This is a genomic window from Sphingomonas sp. Leaf208, assembly GCF_001421415.1.
Classification (GTDB): Bacteria; Pseudomonadota; Alphaproteobacteria; order Sphingomonadales; family Sphingomonadaceae; genus Sphingomonas.
Map to the genome: position 1 here is coordinate 450572 of NZ_LMKH01000012.1, position 16215 is coordinate 466786.

17 protein-coding genes are annotated in these 16215 nt (G+C 64.3%); 8 read left to right on the forward strand and 9 right to left on the reverse strand.

The window, feature by feature from the left end; all coding sequences use genetic code 11:
• Nucleotides 1-410 precede the first annotated feature (410 nt).
• The 5 genes from ASE69_RS08170 (at nucleotide 411) to ASE69_RS08190 (ending at nucleotide 4018) form a co-directional block, all read left to right on the forward strand.
• Nucleotides 411-1016 (forward strand): sulfite oxidase-like oxidoreductase, encoded by a 606-nt coding sequence (locus tag ASE69_RS08170; RefSeq protein WP_056485020.1) that lies wholly within the window; start codon nucleotides 411-413, stop codon nucleotides 1014-1016.
• A complete protein-coding gene (locus ASE69_RS08175; protein WP_056485022.1) occupies nucleotides 1009-1755 on the forward strand; it encodes a ferredoxin reductase in 747 nt (248 codons plus the stop codon). The genes ASE69_RS08170 and ASE69_RS08175 overlap by 8 nt, the downstream gene beginning before the upstream one ends.
• 182 nt (nucleotides 1756-1937) lie before the next feature.
• Nucleotides 1938-2432: a Dps family protein gene (locus ASE69_RS08180; protein ID WP_056485024.1), complete on the forward strand. Its 495-nt coding sequence runs from the start codon at nucleotides 1938-1940 to the stop codon at nucleotides 2430-2432.
• A 72-nt stretch (nucleotides 2433-2504) separates the two neighbouring features.
• A complete protein-coding gene (locus tag ASE69_RS08185; protein WP_056485026.1) occupies nucleotides 2505-2708 on the forward strand; it encodes a hypothetical protein in 204 nt (67 codons plus the stop codon).
• 65 nt (nucleotides 2709-2773) lie between these two features.
• Nucleotides 2774-4018: a DUF2254 domain-containing protein gene (locus tag ASE69_RS08190; RefSeq protein ID WP_056485028.1), complete on the forward strand. Its 1245-nt coding sequence runs from the start codon at nucleotides 2774-2776 to the stop codon at nucleotides 4016-4018.
• A gap of 332 nt (nucleotides 4019-4350) precedes the next feature.
• Here ASE69_RS08190 and ASE69_RS08195 read toward each other — a convergent pair whose 3' ends face one another.
• On the reverse strand, nucleotides 4351-4749 hold the full coding sequence (locus ASE69_RS08195) for a bacteriorhodopsin (RefSeq protein WP_082452972.1): 399 nt from the start codon (nucleotides 4747-4749) through the stop codon (nucleotides 4351-4353).
• Between the two features lie 72 nt (nucleotides 4750-4821).
• On the opposite strand from ASE69_RS08195, the gene ASE69_RS08200 reads away from it, so the two are divergent.
• Nucleotides 4822-5703 (forward strand): polysaccharide deacetylase family protein, encoded by an 882-nt coding sequence (locus ASE69_RS08200; protein WP_056485033.1) that lies wholly within the window; start codon nucleotides 4822-4824, stop codon nucleotides 5701-5703.
• 170 nt (nucleotides 5704-5873) lie between these two features.
• Here ASE69_RS08200 and gyrB read toward each other — a convergent pair whose 3' ends face one another.
• The 8 genes from gyrB to ASE69_RS08240 form a co-directional block, all read right to left on the reverse strand.
• Complete coding sequence (gene gyrB / locus ASE69_RS08205) at nucleotides 5874-8405, reverse strand: DNA topoisomerase (ATP-hydrolyzing) subunit B (RefSeq protein ID WP_056485035.1); 2532 nt, start codon at nucleotides 8403-8405, stop codon at nucleotides 5874-5876.
• A gap of 517 nt (nucleotides 8406-8922) precedes the next feature.
• On the reverse strand, nucleotides 8923-9738 hold the full coding sequence (locus tag ASE69_RS08210) for an OmpA family protein (RefSeq protein ID WP_056485037.1): 816 nt from the start codon (nucleotides 9736-9738) through the stop codon (nucleotides 8923-8925).
• An 84-nt stretch (nucleotides 9739-9822) separates the two neighbouring features.
• On the reverse strand, nucleotides 9823-10986 hold the full coding sequence (locus tag ASE69_RS08215) for a DNA replication/repair protein RecF (protein ID WP_056485039.1): 1164 nt from the start codon (nucleotides 10984-10986) through the stop codon (nucleotides 9823-9825).
• 179 nt (nucleotides 10987-11165) lie between these two features.
• A complete protein-coding gene (locus ASE69_RS08220) occupies nucleotides 11166-11981 on the reverse strand; it encodes a Coq4 family protein (RefSeq protein ID WP_056485041.1) in 816 nt (271 codons plus the stop codon).
• Nucleotides 11982-12033: 52 nt separating this feature from the next.
• A complete protein-coding gene (locus ASE69_RS08225; protein ID WP_268795486.1) occupies nucleotides 12034-12462 on the reverse strand; it encodes a type II toxin-antitoxin system VapC family toxin in 429 nt (142 codons plus the stop codon).
• The gene (locus tag ASE69_RS08230; RefSeq protein ID WP_056485045.1) at nucleotides 12459-12710 is read right to left on the reverse strand and encodes a type II toxin-antitoxin system Phd/YefM family antitoxin; all 252 of its coding nucleotides are present in this window, start codon (nucleotides 12708-12710) and stop codon (nucleotides 12459-12461) included. Before ASE69_RS08230 ends, ASE69_RS08225 begins: the two co-directional genes overlap by 4 nt.
• A gap of 54 nt (nucleotides 12711-12764) precedes the next feature.
• Nucleotides 12765-13883, reverse strand: a complete 1119-nt coding sequence (dnaN, locus tag ASE69_RS08235; protein ID WP_056017955.1) for a DNA polymerase III subunit beta — start codon at nucleotides 13881-13883, stop codon at nucleotides 12765-12767.
• Between the two features lie 130 nt (nucleotides 13884-14013).
• Nucleotides 14014-14667, reverse strand: a complete 654-nt coding sequence (locus tag ASE69_RS08240; protein WP_056485047.1) for an outer membrane protein — start codon at nucleotides 14665-14667, stop codon at nucleotides 14014-14016.
• Nucleotides 14668-14808: 141 nt separating this feature from the next.
• Here ASE69_RS08240 and ASE69_RS08245 point away from each other — a divergent pair, with 141 nt between their 5' ends.
• Entirely contained in the window at nucleotides 14809-15492 is a 684-nt protein-coding gene (locus ASE69_RS08245; protein ID WP_056485049.1) for a histidine phosphatase family protein, read from the forward strand.
• A 157-nt stretch (nucleotides 15493-15649) separates the two neighbouring features.
• Nucleotides 15650-16108: an invasion associated locus B family protein gene (locus tag ASE69_RS08250; RefSeq protein ID WP_414882956.1), complete on the forward strand. Its 459-nt coding sequence runs from the start codon at nucleotides 15650-15652 to the stop codon at nucleotides 16106-16108.
• The last annotated feature ends 107 nt before the right edge of the window (nucleotides 16109-16215 follow it).

The window sequence follows — 16215 nt, forward strand, 5'->3', positions numbered from 1 at the left end:
CGTTAGTCTACGACTATGGCTGCGTGGCCAGCGCAATTCAAATAGCTGCTGCGTATAGTTTCCATAGGGAACGACTTGGCACGTACCAGATCAACTTCGATGCGTATCGGCCGAATAATTCAGAACCGACCGATCGATCGTAAGACCCGCCCCTAGCCACGCATATTACAGAACTACCGAAACGTATGAAAACTATAGTGACAGGGTATTGGATAGTCAGACTGGGTAGGCGCTAAACCCATTTGCAATCATCGGGAGTCATAGAAGGTCAAGATCATGGCCATTCCATCAGGCCGCCCTGCTTATTATCGAGTCAAACAACTCGTTCGACAGTTGCAGCCACAAGGATGTAGCATCAGCTTCAGAACTCGAGCCCGATCCGTTCCATCAGCCAACCCAAGGGATTCATCATGGTCACCAGAGGATTCTCCGGCCGCGGTTCAAGCGGCGATGACTCCGGTCGAGTTCCGCCAGGTCAGCATCTCGTGGAAGATTTTCCCGTCCTTTCCGCTGGACCTACGCCGCACGTCGAGCCTTCCGATTGGAAATTCACGGTCAAGATCGGTCCAAAGCCCGTCAAAGTCTGGAACTGGAGCGAGTTCAACGCCCTGCCGAAGACGAAGGTGACCAAGGACATTCACTGCGTCACCTCCTGGTCCAAGTTGGATACCGCCTGGGAGGGGGTACTCGTCGAAGACATACTTGCCGATGCCGGGCTCGACCCGCCCACCGATTTCGTCCTTGCACATTGCTACGATAAATATTCGACGAACGTGCCGTTGGCGGACCTTCTGTCGGGCAAGGCGATGGTCGCCCTCACCTATGCGGGCAAGCCGCTTCCGCGCGATCACGGCGGGCCCGCGCGCCTCCTGGTCCCGCACCTCTACTTCTGGAAGTCCGCCAAATGGGTGAACGCACTGCAGTTCACGACGCGCGACGAACCCGGATTCTGGGAAGGTCACGGCTACCATATCTACGGCGATCCCTGGCGCGAACAGCGATACACCAATGACTGAGGGTGGCGCGAAAGCCGTGCCGTGGCAGTCATGCGTGATTGAGGACATCGTCCAGCAGACACCGAGCATCAAGAGCTTCTTCCTGCGATTGAGCAAACCGTTCGCGCACATTGCAGGGCAGCATGTCGATGTCCGGCTGACCGCGCCTGATGGCTACAGCGCGATGCGCAGCTACTCGATCGCATCGGCGGCAATTTCGTCCCCGGTTATCGAACTCGCGATCGAGCACCTGCCGGATGGCGAAGTCTCGTCGTACTTTCACGAAGTCGCGGCGGTTGGCGACGATATCGAGCTTCGTGGTCCGCTCGGGGGTCATTTCCTGTGGCCGGATCCCGCCGTGGATGCGGTGTTGTTGATCGGAGCGGGCTCCGGCCTCGTGCCGTTGATGGCGATGATCCGGCACCGACGAACGCTGTCTCCGGCCGTGCCGACGGCGCTCCTGTTGTCCGCACGCACCGAGGCGGACGTTCTCTTCTCGGAAGAGCTGCATGCGACCGAAATGGGCGATGCGGCATTCGTCCTGGCGCTGGCGATCACCCGAGAAGCCCCGGTCCGCCCATCGGACTTCGGACGACGGATCGACGGCGCGATGGTCCAGGAGGTCGTGGCGCGACTTCACCGAAAGCCCAGCCAAGTCTTCGTCTGCGGATCCAACGGTTTCGTCAACATCGCGACCGGGGGCGCGCTGCTGGCCGGCCTGTCCCCCTCCATTATCAAGACCGAGCGCTACGGCGGCTAGTGATTGCGGACGTGCAGCCCAGACTTGGTTTGTCGGCCGCTGAATCCGCTTTGCTCGTAGTCATCAGAACTATAGCCTGTGGTCATTGGACATCGTCCGGCGATCAACTCATCCTCCTTCAGCGCCACTCGTGGGAAACCGATGCCGGCTACCGCGCGAGTCACGATTGAGGAAACCGACCGATGACGAACGCCGATGTTGCCGCCAGTCCGACACAGTCCGATCTCGACGAATGTGCGACCATGACTGTCGCCGACGCCCTGAAGATCATATTGGCTGACAGCTATGCAATTTACCTGAAGACGAAGAACTTCCACTGGCACGTCTCCGGACCTTATTTCAGAGACTATCACCTGCTTCTCGATGAGCAGGCCTCACAGATTCTCGCTGTCACCGACGCGATTGCCGAGCGCGCCCGAAAGACCGGCAACACGACCATCCGGTCGATCGGCGATATCGCGCGGCATCAGACCATAATGGACAATGATGCCGAGTTCGTGACGCCGCAGGACATGCTGAGCGAACTCCGTGCCGACAATCTTCTTCTGGTCGAGTCGCTTCGCCGTGCCAAGGACGTCGCGGACGTCGCCAGAGACAATGCGACGTCCGGCCTGATCGATACTTGGACCGACGAGGCGGAACGCCGTGCATGGTTCCTCTTCGAAGTCAGTCGCTAGGTCCGCGCTCTATGCTCCGCCCCATGCTCCTTTGTCGCCTGCGGCACGAGGACCGAGAGCGCGAGACGCGACATGCTCAAGGTCGGCGAGGAGATTTCCGGCCAGCTCCGCCGCAATCTCCGCCCCATGCTCGCGACCGGCATCCTCACCCGCGTCGCATCGTCACTATGGTCGTGGATGATGAGGCTCGAGCTGGGTCTGGGGTATCGCCGGAGCACTGATCGCGGTGCCGCTGGCCACGGCAATCGTGATGATCTGCGGCCAGTTCGATCGTAGCCGCTGGATTGCCAAGCCGTTGTCGTCATAATGATCGTGGATAACGACCGTTTGAGGGACGCAGCATGAGGCAATGGTCGTGGATCCTGAAGCGGATCATCCGGCAAATCTGGTTCCGCGCGGCGATCATCAGCCTGCTCAGCGTCGCGCTGGCGATCGTCGCCGGGCTCGTCACGCCGTATCTGCCCTACACGTTCGACGCGGATATCGGGCAGCGATCGGTCGGTACGATCCTCCAGATCATGGCCTCCAGCATGCTGGCGGTCACGACCTTTTCCCTGACCGCGATGGTCAGCGCCTATTCCTCGGCGACGCAACTCGCGACACCGCGCGCAACCCAGCTGATGGTGAGCGATCCGACTTCGCAGAACGCGCTATCGACGTTCCTTGGCGCCTTCGTCTTCTCGATGGTGGGTATCGTCGGGCTGAACACCAGCGCCTACGGCCATGACGGCCGGATCATCCTGTTCGCGGCGACGGTGGTGATCATCCTGCTGGTGGTCGGCACGTTGTTGCGCTGGATCGGGCATATCACGGCCTTCGGACGGATGGCCGACGTGATCGACCGCGTCGAGGAGGCTGCGACCGAGGCCATGCTGGATTTCGCCGCGCATCCTTATCTCGGTGGGCGGGCTCCTGTCGCCATCCCCGCCGACGCCGTGGCGCTGAGTGCGTCGCAGACCGGCTACATCACGCATATCGACGTCGCCGCGCTCGGCACCATCGCCGACCGCCACGATCTGACAGTGTATGTCGACGTCCTGCCCGGCACGATGATGCACCCTGCGCGTACGCTCCTGCAGGTCAAGGGGGAGGCGAACGACGCTGTTCGTACCGCGCTGGTGAAGACCTTCACGATCGAGCGACATCGCTCGTTCGATCAGGACCCGCGGTTGGGGTTGATCGCGTTGTCGGAGATCGCGAGCCGTGCGCTGGCCCCGGCGACCAACGATCCGGGTACGGGTATCGAGGTCCTCAACGCCTTGCTTCGTGTATTCCTGACTCTCCGGCCGGGCGCAGCGAATGTCGAGGACACGGTCAAAACCCATCCGGTTCACATCGGCAAACCGACGATGGACGATATGATGACCGACGCGTTCGGGCCGATCCTGCGCGAAGGTGTTCAAGAGGTCGAGGTATCGCTGCGGCTGACAGCGACGCTAGCGGCGCTGCACGCGAACCTGCCCGACTCACATGCCACGATCGAAAGCTGGGCGCACCGCCACGCAAAGCGGGTGGCGACGACGATGGCGGATCCTGATGACCTGACGGCATTCGACACGGCCTATAGAAAGCTCTGGCGTGCTTGAGGCTGGGGCATAATCCCCGATTGCCGGGCAACCTGTTCGAAATACGGCGTCACAAGCAGATGCGGCATTGCCAGTGCCGCGATACCGGCAAATACCGAGCGAACGCCTGAGGGGTCCCACCGCAGCAGCAGTCCGCCCACGATCCCCACCATCATCACGGCCGCGACGAGGACTGGCGCGGTGGCACGGAGGTACGCGTGGTAGTGACGCACTGCAGGCGATCACGACGCTCTTTTGTCTGTGGCACCGCGTGCAGCATCAGGAACCCGACTGAAAACCCCACGAGCGGGGGCAGGATAAGAAGTCCTGTCGTGCCGATCAGGAGACGTCGATCATGACGCGCCGTGCCGATGGAACGCCCAGACCGATGCCGGATCGGTGATCAACTTCAGACCTTCCGGCCCGACCGAGAAAATAAGGTTCTTGCCATAAACCGTGCCCAACGCCGCACCGCGGCTGAGAGCCTGTGACTGCAATGGACTCCAGAGCAGATACAGGACGCCCAGAAACTCGACGCAGGACCATCCGTACCAGATCCACTTCGCCATCGGCTGGGCGGCAAGCGACAATATCAGGCCGGTGACGATCATCAGGACATCGAGGACGATGACCGATGTCAGATACCCGCCAACTTCACCCGCCTTCCCGTGCTCATGAAATACCAGCAGCACCAACCCCGCCAACAATATCGGCGTCGTCACCGACCAATCGACATAGCGTGCCAGTGACAGAGCATTTGCCGGAAATCAACGCCAGCGTGAGATAGCAGCGATGCCATTCGCTAGTTTGTGCGTTGCATCGCCATGAGCAACTCGAACCATGACCGCTATGACTACCGCCCCATCACCGAGCGACCGGACTACCACTGGCCGGACGGACGTCGCCTCGCAATCTATCTCGGCGTAAATTATGAGGTCTTCGACTTCGGTGGCGGTTTGGGGCCAAAGTTAGCGCCGTCCCAGACCGAACCTGACGTGATGAACTATGCATGGCGCGACTATGGCAATCGCGTTGGGGCATGGCGGCTTTTTGATCTCTTTGATCGATTGCAGCTGCGGACCACTGCACTCCTGAATGCTGACGTGCTCGAGCGTTGCCCCGGCCTGGCAGAAGCATGCCGTGATCGTGGTGACGAGATTGCGGCTCACGGCAGCAGCAATGCGAAGGCGCAGGGGAACATGGTCGGCCTGCGCGAGGATAGCTTGATCGCAGACGTTACCGAGAGACTGGCGACACTCGGCATACGACCGTCCGGCTGGTTGGGGCCTTGGATTTCGGAAAGCCAAAACACGCCGGATTTGCTGGCCAAGAACGGCTATCGCTACGTGCTCGATTGGGCGCACGATGATCAGCCCACCCGACTGTCGACCAAATATGGCGGGCTTCTCTCCGTTCCTTACTCCCAGGAGATCAACGACCTCCCCGCGATCATCGAGCGCCACCAGGAGGCAGAAACGTTCGCGGCCATGATACGCGCAGGCGTGGAACAGCTGTTGTCCGAATGCGACCGACGGCCGCTCGTCCTTGGTATCGCGCTTCACCCCTTCATCATGGGGCAGGCACACCGCGTTCCAGCACTCGCCCGCGTCCTGACGGAGCTTCGGGAAGCGGACGACCCACGTATCTGGTGGACGACCGCCGGCGATATCGCCGCCCATGTCGAAGCGAATGACATGGCGGTCTGACCGGCTCGTATCGAACTAGCTCACGACACGCGCGTCGAGTGCTCGGACCTCGTCAGCGACATCCGGCGGTGGACTAGGACTGCGAGCACACGATTCGAACTGAAAAACGATGGACCTTTATTGCAACGCATCCTGCGAAAACTGCAGGATACGTTGTAATGAAGTGCGGCTCAGACGTCGAGGTTGGCGACGTTGAGCGCGTTGTCCTGGATGAACTCGCGGCGGGGTTCGACGACTTCGCCCATCAGCTGCGTGAAGATCTCGTTCGCGCTCTCGGCGTTGACCGCGGTGACGCGGAGCATCGAGCGGACCGAGGGGTCGAGCGTGGTTTCCCAGAGCTGTTCGGCGTTCATCTCACCAAGCCCCTTGTAGCGCTGGATCGCGAGCCCCTTGCGCCCAGCGGTCAGGATCGCATCGAGCAGGTGGCTCGGACGCGAGACCTGCGTCGAACCGCGTGCGGCGACGGCGGTGACCGAGCCGATCACACCGGCGCCAGGTTCCGCACCCTCTTCAGCCTCGGGCTCTTCGGTCGCCGCTGCCTTGCTGGCGGGAACGAGGTTCGAGGTGTGGGCATAGCTTTCGGCATGCTCGCCCGACAGCGCGTGCAGTTTGCGCGCTTCGGCCGACACCAGGAAGCTGGCCTCGATGATGTGGTGGTCGGTCACGCCGCGCCATGCGCGCTGGAAATGAATGCCGCCGTCTTCGGTCAGCACCGCAGTCCAGCGGGCATCGCCATCGTCGAGTTCGAGACGCCGCGTGACGATCTCCAGACGCGACGTCCGGTCCTCCACCGACGCCTCGGGATCGAACACGCCACCGAGCGCGAGAGCTTCGATCATCCCGGCATCGTAGCGCTTGGGGACGTAGCGCATCAGCGTCCGCATCCGGCGCGCGTGATCGACCAGATCCTTCAGGTCGCGACCCGAACGACCGCCGCCTGGACCGTCGAGCACCATTGTATTGACGCCTGCATCGACCAGATATTCGTCGAGCGCCGCATCGTCCTTGAGGTAGACCTCGGACCGGCCCTTGGTCGCTTTGTAGAGCGGCGGCTGGGCGATGTAGAGATAGCCGCCCTCGATGATCTTGGGCATGTGGCGATAGAACAGCGTCAACAACAGCGTGCGGATGTGCGCGCCGTCGACGTCTGCGTCGGTCATGATGACGATCTTGTGGTAGCGCAGCTTGTCCGCGTTGAAGTCGTCGCGGATGCCGGTGCCCATCGCGGTGATGAGCGTACCGATCTCGCGGCTCGACAGCATTCGGTCCTCGCGCGCGCGCTCGGTGTTGAGGATCTTGCCGCGCAACGGCAGGATCGCCTGGAAATGACGGTCCCGGCCCTGCTTTGCCGAGCCGCCTGCCGAGTCACCCTCGACCAGGAACAGTTCGGACTTGGCGGGATCGCGCTCCTGGCAGTCGGCTAGCTTGCCGGGCAGCGAGGCGATGTCCATCACGCCCTTGCGCCGCGTGAGTTCGCGGGCACGCTTGGCAGCTTCGCGGGCGGCGGCGGCGTCGATGATTTTGGCGACGATCGCCTTGCCGTGCGCGGGATTCTCTTCGAGCCATTCGGCCATCTTGTCGGCCATCAGGCTTTCCAAGGGCTGGCGGACTTCGGACGAGACGAGCTTGTCCTTGGTCTGGCTGCTGAACTTGGGATCGGGCAGCTTGACCGAGACGATCGCGGTCAGGCCTTCACGCATGTCCTCGCCGGTGAGCTGGACCTTTTCCTTCTTCAACATGCCGCTCTTCTCGGCGTAGTTGTTGAGCGTGCGGGTCAGCGCGGCGCGGAATGCGGCCATGTGCGTGCCGCCGTCGCGCTGCGGAATGTTGTTCGTGAAGGCGAGGACGTTCTCGTAATAGGAGTCGTTCCACTGCAGCGCGACGTCCATCGTGACGTCATCACGCGTACCGCTGATCGCGACCGGCTCGGGCATTAACGGGACCTTGGCGCGATCGTGATACTTCACGAACGCGGCGATGCCGCCCTCGTAATAGAGCTCGACGGTCTTCATTTCCTCGTGCCGCGCGTCGCTGAGGAACAGGCGGACGCCCGAGTTGAGGAACGCGAGCTCACGGTAACGATGTTCGAGCTTGTCGAAGTCGAAATCGGTGATCTTGAAGGTGGCGGGCGACGGGAAGAACGTCACGCGAGTACCTTTTTGACCCTCCGTAGCGGGTCCGACGACCTTCAATGGCGCGACCGCATCGCCGAACGCGAAGCGCATGTAATGCTCCTCGCCGTTGCGCCAGATTGTCAGGTCGAGCCATTCGCTGAGCGCGTTGACGACCGAGACGCCGACGCCGTGCAGGCCACCCGAGACCTTGTACGCGTTCTCGTCGTTGGTGTTCTCGAACTTACCGCCGGCGTGGAGCTGGGTCATGATGACCTCGGCTGCGGACACGCCTTCCTCGGTGTGGATGCCGGTCGGGATGCCGCGGCCGTTGTCGGTGACGGAGACCGATCCGTCGGCATTGAGGACGATGTCGATGCGGTCGCAATGCCCGGCGAGCGCCTCGTCGATCGCGTTGTCGCTGACCTCGAACACCATGTGGTGGAGGCCGGACCCGTCGTCGGTGTCGCCGATGTACATGCCGGGGCGTTTGCGGACCGCGTCGAGGCCCTTCAGGACCTTGATCGAGTCCGCGCCATAGTCGCCCATGTTCGGGAGGTTAGGATTGTTGGTTTCGGGGTTGGATGCCATGCCGAGTATATAGGCATTCGAGGGCCGAAACGGAAGCGAAATGGCCTGTAGGGGCGAGGCGTGCCGCGCCGGAAGTGCACGAAGTGCAAACGCTGGGAGCGTTTTGCGGCGCGTGTGCACTTCGAGGGTCGGGCGGGCTGGTTTCGAGGAGGTTGGGATCGCCATGCGGGGATGGTGACAGGGGTGGGCTGTGTAGGACAGCGGTTCGGGCGAGCCACCTGCGGCATAGCCGCCACCCCGGCGGAGGCCGGGGCCCAGTTGGAAAGGTTCAGATAACGACGTGCCGCGCTTCGTTAGCACCGTCCCCCAGCTGGGCCCCGGCCTTCGCCGGGGTGGTGCTCATCAAGGACGCGTCAGACATGTCCCTCTCCCCTTGGGGAGAGGGATGGAGGAGCCGGAGGCGACGGGAGGGTGAGGGGGAGTTGGGGTGCGCGCCCGAGCCCCACTCCCCTCTCCCTTCCCACGGCAAGCGCGGCGGGCCCCTTCCCTCTCCCCAGAGGGGCGAGGGAGACCGGCTTCAGAAGCGGTCGGCGCGCTGGCCTAGTAGGGTCACTTCGACGCGGCGGTTGAGGCGCATGCCAGCCGGCGTTGCGTTGGTCGCGACGGGCTGGTTCTCGCCGTGGCCGACGACGCTGAAGCGGGCGCGGACGACGTCCATGTCGTCGAACGCCTGGCGAACGCTTGCCGCGCGCCGCTCGGACAAGTCCTGGTTATGCGCATCGGTGCCGCGTGAGTCCGTGAAGCCGTCGATCGCCACGCGGACACCGGGGTTCCCGCGCAAATAGCGGGCAAGCGGCCGCAGCTTCTCGATCGCGTCGGGGCGCAGCACGGCGCTATCGGTGCGGAACAGCACATCCTCCTGCAGCGTCAGCGTGGCGCCGCGCGGGGTCTGGCGGAAGCCGTAGTTGCGCATCGCGCCGCGGTCCCACGTCGTGGTGGTTTCGACCACGGTGGTGCCGCCGCGATCGCCGCGATAGCCGCGCGGGTCACGGCCATAGGCATCCCAGTCGAACCGGTCGCGGCGGGGGCCTGCAATGCGCGCGAATTCACGATTGGCGTCGTCGGCCTCCCGGGGGCTGATCCGGCCATCGCCGTTCGCATCGAAGTTCGGCATCACGAACGCAATGCCGCGCCGCGTATTGCGCAGTTCGGGGAATAGCACCGGTACGCCTGCGCCTTGAAGGCGATAGCCGGGGCGCAACCATGGCGCGCGGCTCATGTCGTAGCGCCCCTCCGGGCGTCCGCCGTCACGGACTTGCGCGAAAACGGGGGCGGTGGTTGCTGCAACCATCAGGACGCCAAGGGCTGCGCGCGTGAAATTCCGGGTCATCATGATCTCTCCGTGTCTTCGATGGACGGAGCTTTGCCCGCGCCCGCTTGAACGCGCGGTGAGCCTACTCGACAGCGCGCGTTCAGCCTAACGCCCGACCGCGATGCGCGTTGCCTGCGTGCCGATCGCGTCGAACAGCGCGTCTTCGGTGCCGGTCATCCACACCTGGCCACGACCTGCGAGCCGCGCGAACAGCGCCGCGCGGCGGGATGGGTCGAGGTGTGCGGCGACCTCGTCGAGGAGCAGGACGGGGGGCTGGCCGGTTCGCTCGGCGACGAGATCAGCATGCGCGAGGACGATGCCGAGCAGGAGCGCCTTCTGCTCGCCGGTCGAGGCGAGCGAGGCGGCTCGCGCCTTGTCGAGATGGGTGACGATCAGGTCGACGCGGTGGGGCCCGCTGAGCGTGCGCCCGGCGGCGGCGTCGCGCGCGCGGCCTTGGGCGAGGTCGGCTTGCAGGCGGGAGGTGTCGCCGCCCCAGCCTTCGAGTGTCAGGCCGGCGCGGGGGAACGGGCCGTCGTCCTGATGCGCGAGCCTCGTGCCGAGCAGGGTGACCGTCTCGCGCCGGGCGGCATCGACGGCGGCGCCGTGCTCGGCCATCTGCGCTTCGAGCGCGGAGAGCCAGTCGCCGTCGGGGCGGCCTTCGTTGGCAAGCAGGCGGTTTCGCGCGCGCATCGCGGCGTCGTAGCGGGCGGCGTGGTGCGCATGGCTCGGGGCGAGCGCGAGTGTGAGGCGGTCGAGGAAGCCGCGGCGTTCGCCTGCGGGGGCGACGAAGAGGCGGTCCATTGCGGGGGTGAGCCACAGGATCGTGAGCCACTCGGCGAGTGCGTTGGCGGTGGTGGTGGCGCCCTGGATGCGGACGATGCGGCGTTCGGGGGCGGAGGCGAGCGTACCGGTTGCGACGTCGACTTCGCCAGCTGCGGGTGCGTCCTGTTCCGCTTCTAACTCCCCTCCCGCTTGCGGGAGGGGTCGGGGGAGGGGCGCGTTTTCCTCGACGCCGGACGCCAGTACGTACGTCGCGCCCTCCCCTAACCCCTCCCGCAAGCCGCCGAATCCGCCTGCCCCGCCTTGTCTTGCCATCTCGCCGAGTGCCGCGCGTCGCAGCCCGCGGCCGGGGGCGAGCAGCGACACCGCCTCCAGGATATTCGTCTTGCCCGCTCCATTCTCGCCGGTCAGCACGACGAAGCCTGGTCCCGGCATCAGCGTCAGGTCGGCGTGATTGCGAAAATCGGTAAGGACGAGGCGCGACAGCATTGCCTTGGCCTTAGAGGACTTTCAGAGCCAATTGCATCGCCCTTTTCCGTTCGCCGCGGGCGAAGTCGAAGGCGCGGTTCAAGCACCGGTGCTTCGACTTCGCTCAGCACGAACGGAGTAAGGGACCGATCTGACCAATCTGCGCCAGCAATACGCCCGGTCCACTATCGAGCAGCGCGTCAGGCGGCGATCCGCTCCGGCGCGATCGCGGGTGCGGCTGCCGCCGCCGCGGTCGCGGCCTTCTGCGTGCTGAGATACGATGCGAGCGCCGGTCCGAGTTCGCGCTGCGCTCGCAGATACGCGACGGGCGTGACGATCCCGAGCCGTTCGCGCGCGGCCTCCAGCGGTTCGTGGAGCAGTTCGAGATAATCCTCGCCCGACACCCACTTTGCTTTGCGGCCGTTGCGATAGCCTTCCCAGACCGCCTTGGCGAACAGCTTGCTGCCAGTGACGCGCATGCTCTTCAGCGCCGCCGCCGAGCCAATCAGCGCCCAGCCGAGCCCGCCGACCTGCGCATAGCTGAACGCGACGAGCGCCGCCTCGCCCATGCTTTCGTCCGCCTTGTAGCCGGTCAGCACGTGCCAGATGTCGTGCGTGTCGCGCACCCGCCGGCCGAACCACGCATAGGGATGCGCCAGATCGTCCTCGGACGGCACGAGCCGCGAGACCTCGACCAGTCCGTCCGCGGAATAGCCCGTCGTCTCAAGGAAAGTGCGATACGCCGCCCCGACCGTGCCGGGCGCGAAGCTCGCGACGAACGCGGGGTCGGAGAAACGCTGCGCCAGTTCGACGCGGTCATAGGCGATCCGCCCGCCCTGCTCGGAAGCGATCAGTCGCGCGTAGTTCATCGGCGCATTGCCGACGTTGAGCGCGCGCATGATCCGGAACACCTGTGTCGTGTCGTCGCCATTCGCGAGCAATTTCTTGATCGCATCGAACGCCGTACGCCAATCGCGACGACCGGTCGTACCGGGAAACGGAGGAAGCTTCGCCATCGAGTCGACTCCTTACTGACATTGCTGTTAGTATTGAGCACCGGGCGAGGAGTCAATCGAGGACGGTATCTACGTCGACGCGCATTTGCGTGGCCGCTTGCGCAAGGTCGTGATCGAGCGTCGCTAAGGACCAACCGCGCGCGACGACGATCGCGAGATGAAGGGCGTCTCCGGAGCGCAGCTTCAGATCACCGCGATCGAGCAACGTTGCCGCCAACGCAAAATCGGTTTCGGTGACTGACTCCACGTGAAGTTCCCCGGCGCAAAACCGTTGCCACGCCTTCATCACACCGCTCCAACCAACGGTGTCGATGACGCCCAACCGCCGTTTCATCGCAAGCGCACCGGAGAACTCGGTGACGACCCAATGGCTCGCCGCCAGAGTATCAGTCCGTCGCGATAGCCACGCGCGTACACCCTCGCTTTGCGCCTCGGCGGTGAAGGCCGACACCATCACCGCCGTGTCGCAATAGAGGGTCAATACCGCGAGTCGTCACGCATCTGCCGGACAAGGTCACGTGCAGATGTCGGATCGTAAGGCAGCGACTTCGCCAACGCCTCCAAGGCGTCAACGTCGATGGGCTTGCGGCGCGGGAGCGGCGGTGCCTCGGGCGTTACGCGGGCAAAGGGTTGGCCGTTGCGCGTGATCTGCACGGCCTCGCCAGCTTCGAGCCGGTCGATGAGCGTGCCTAGCTCGTCTTTCAAATCCGCGATGTTGATCGAGTCCATGATCCGGCTCCTGCCTGTCGCGCCGCTATACCATGGCGCGACAGGCAGACCGAATCACACCCGCATCGGCATCAGCACGTACAGCGCGGGCGACTTGTCGTTCTCGCGGATTAGCGTCGGGGCGGCGGCATCCGCCAGGTGCACCTCGACCATGTCGCCGTCGATCTGTGCGAGGATGTCCATCAGATAGCGGCTGTTGAAGCCGATCTCGAACGGGAGCGCGACGTAATCGCCGGGGACTTCCTCCGCGGCGGTGCCGTTTTCGGGCGAGGTCACCGACAGCGTGATCTTGTCGCGGTCGAGCGCCATCTTCACCGCGCGCGTCTTCTCGGTCGCGATCGTGGAGACGCGGTCGACGCCTTCCATGAAGCTCTTCGGGTCGATCTTGAGGATCTTGTCGTTGCCGGTCGGGATCACGCGGCTGTAATCGGGGAAGGTGCCGTCGATCAGCTTCGAGGTCAGGATCGCCTGGCCGAGGTCGAAGCGAATCTTGGTCGGCGACAGCGAGACGCCGACCGAACCATCGACCTCGTCGAGCAGTTTCCGCAGTTCGCCGATGCATTTGCGCGGCACGATCACGTCGGGCATTGATTCGGCACCTTCGGGACGCGGCAGCGTGACGCGGGCGAGACGGTGGCCGTCGGTCGCGGCGGCCTTCAGCACCGGGTTCGAGCTGTCGCCGTCCGCGACGTGCAGGAAGATGCCGTTGAGGTAATAGCGCGTCTCTTCGGTCGAGATCGCGAAGCGCGTCTTATCGATGATCTGCTTGAGCGTCTCGGCGGGCAGCTCGAACTGGGTCGGCAGTTCGCCTTCCGCGATCACCGGGAAATCATCGCGCGGCAGCGTGCCGAGCGAGAAGCGCGCGCGGCCTGCGACGATGCTCATCCGGCCTTCCGACGCGGCGAGCTGGACCTGTGAGCCCTCGGGGAGCTTGCGGGCGATATCGAACAGCGTGTGCGCGGACACGGTGGTCGCGCCGGGCTGGTCGACGGCGGCTGCGATCGATTCGTTGATCTGGAGATCAAGATCGGTCGCCATCAGCTTGAGCGTGCCCTCGGCAGTCGCCTCGATCAGCACGTTCGACAGGATGGGGATGGTGTTGCGCCGCTCCACCACGGACTGGACATGGCTCAGCCCCTTGAGGAGCGTTGCGCGTTCGATCGTCGCCTTCATCGTAATTCCCCCCGCCACCGCAGCCGGACTCGGGGCTGGGGGCAATCCGCAGATGGCTTACCCAACAACAAAGGGTCGGAGCAAGCGCCCCGACCCTTCTTTGATCACGGTAAACGTCGCGTTAAAGCGATCAGAAGCGGAAGCCGTAGCTCGCCACGACCTGATGGCGGTCGGTATCGACGTCGAAGCGGCTGCTGGTGCCGCCGGTCGCATAGTCGATGTTGCCGCGCTCATAGTTCGAATAGCGATATTCGATCTTGGCATAGCTGTTCGGTCCCATCGCGTGCTCGGCGCCAGCACCGACGCGCCAGCCGCCGAGCTTGAAGTTCGTATCGGTGGTCTGGCTGGTATCGCCCGCGAGCACCTTGAGCTTCGAGTTGGTGTAGCCACCCTTGACGTACAGCATCGTCGTCGGTGCGACGACATAGCCCGCGCGGGCGCCGACATAGATGTCGCGGCCCTGCTTAACGCGGCCATAGCCGAAGTCGCTGGTGTAGTCGTTGCGGTCGCTCTTCGCGGTAGAGCCGGTCAGTTCGGCTTCGGCGCCGAGCACGATGTTGTCCGACGTCGCGATGTCGTAGCCGATGCCGCCGCCGTACAGCAGGCCGTCGATCTTCTGGTCGTCGCGCCCGTTGTCGTTGGACACGCTGCTGCCGGCGCCGGTGTGATCGTAGCCGAGCGTGGCCTCGACGCGGGGGCCGGTGAAGGTCGGGTTGGTTTGCGCGAGGGCGGGTGCGGCCACTGCGGTGGTGGCGAGCAGCGAAACGGCGATAAGCGTACGCATTGGGGTTACTCCTTTACTGATCTGGCGCCCCAGTACGCGGGGCGGACCGCTCCAATGGACCAGTCCGCGCCGCGTTGCATGAACCCCAGATAAACGCGGAAATCCGTTGCTTTTGCGCCACAGGGGGTTGAAACGCAGGCTATGATTCCAAGCCAACGGCAGGGTGAAACAGACGCCCGATCAAGCGATAGTCCGCCCTCTCGGAAGGGTCGCGATTTCGTCGCGCGGCACGGCGAAACCGTGTTCAACGCGGCGCACCGGTTGCAGGGGGATGCGGCGCATACGCCGTTGACGCGGGCGGGCTTCGCGCAGGCGGACGAGCTTGGACGGGCGTTGCGGGAGTTGCTGGGGGTGAAACCTGCGCTGGCGTTGTGGGCGTCGCCGACCGGGCGGGCCTTGCAGACGCTCGCAGTGATCTGCGAGCACCTGGAAGTGGACTGGCATGACGCGCGGACCGATCCGCGGCTGGTGGAGATCGACATGGGGTCGTGGGGCGGCCGCTATTATGCGGACGTTATCGACGAGGTCGGGCCGGTGATGCTGCCGGGTGGGACGTTGAAGCCTTCGCCCGATGGCGAGACCTATGCGGAGATCGCGGCACGAGTCGGTGGGTGGCTGGCGGATACGGCGGAGGATCCGGGCGATCGGCTGGTGATCATGCACGGGATCTCGAGTCGGGTGATGCTCGGCGTGATGACCGGTGCGGCGGTCGATCCTGTGCTCGGCGCGCCGGTTGCGAAGGGGTTGCCGCAAGGGTCGGTTACGCTGGTCGAGAACGGATGCGCTACGGTGCCGCATTTGGGTACGGGATTCGCTCCGGCGTGAGTTGGAGCCGGGGGGAAGGACTCCGATGGGGGTTGCGGACTTCTGCGCCCCTCCCTGGAAGGGAGGGGTTGGGGGTGGGTCGGCTTCCGCGTGTTCGAACCGATGAAGCTCGAGCCGACCTACCCACCCCCTGCCCCTCCCTTCCAGGGCGTTGGCGGTGGGGTTGCTTGCGGGCGCGGCTCCCGCGGCGGCGCGTGACACGATTGGCGTCTACCAAGGGTGGGGTGCGTTCCGGGACGCTACGCCAGCGCGGTGTTACGCGATTGCGCGGCCGGTGATGGCGGGGGGGCGTGCTTCGGGGTTTGCCAGCGTTGCGACGTGGCCTAAGCGCGGTTTGCGCGCGTCCTTGCATGTGCGGCTCAGTCGCGAGCGGGATCGGTCGGCGGGGGTGACGCTGACGGTCGGAGAGCGGCGATTCGCGTTGGTGGCGAACGGGTTGGATGCGTGGGCTGGTGATGCGCCTAGCGATCGGGCGATCGTGGCGGCGATGCGGTCGGGGCGAAGCATGAGCGTGGAGGCGGTTGGTGTTGGTGGGCGGCCGTTCGTCGATGTGTATGCGTTGTCGGGGGCGGCGACGGCTATCGATGCGGCCGTGCTGGCGTGTAGTGGGGGGTGAAATATCGCGCGAGCCCCGCCCACCGGTACCACCCCGGCGAAGGCCGGGGCCCAATTGGGGGACGGGTGTGACGACACTCAGTTCTCCGTTACAACGACCTTTCCAAT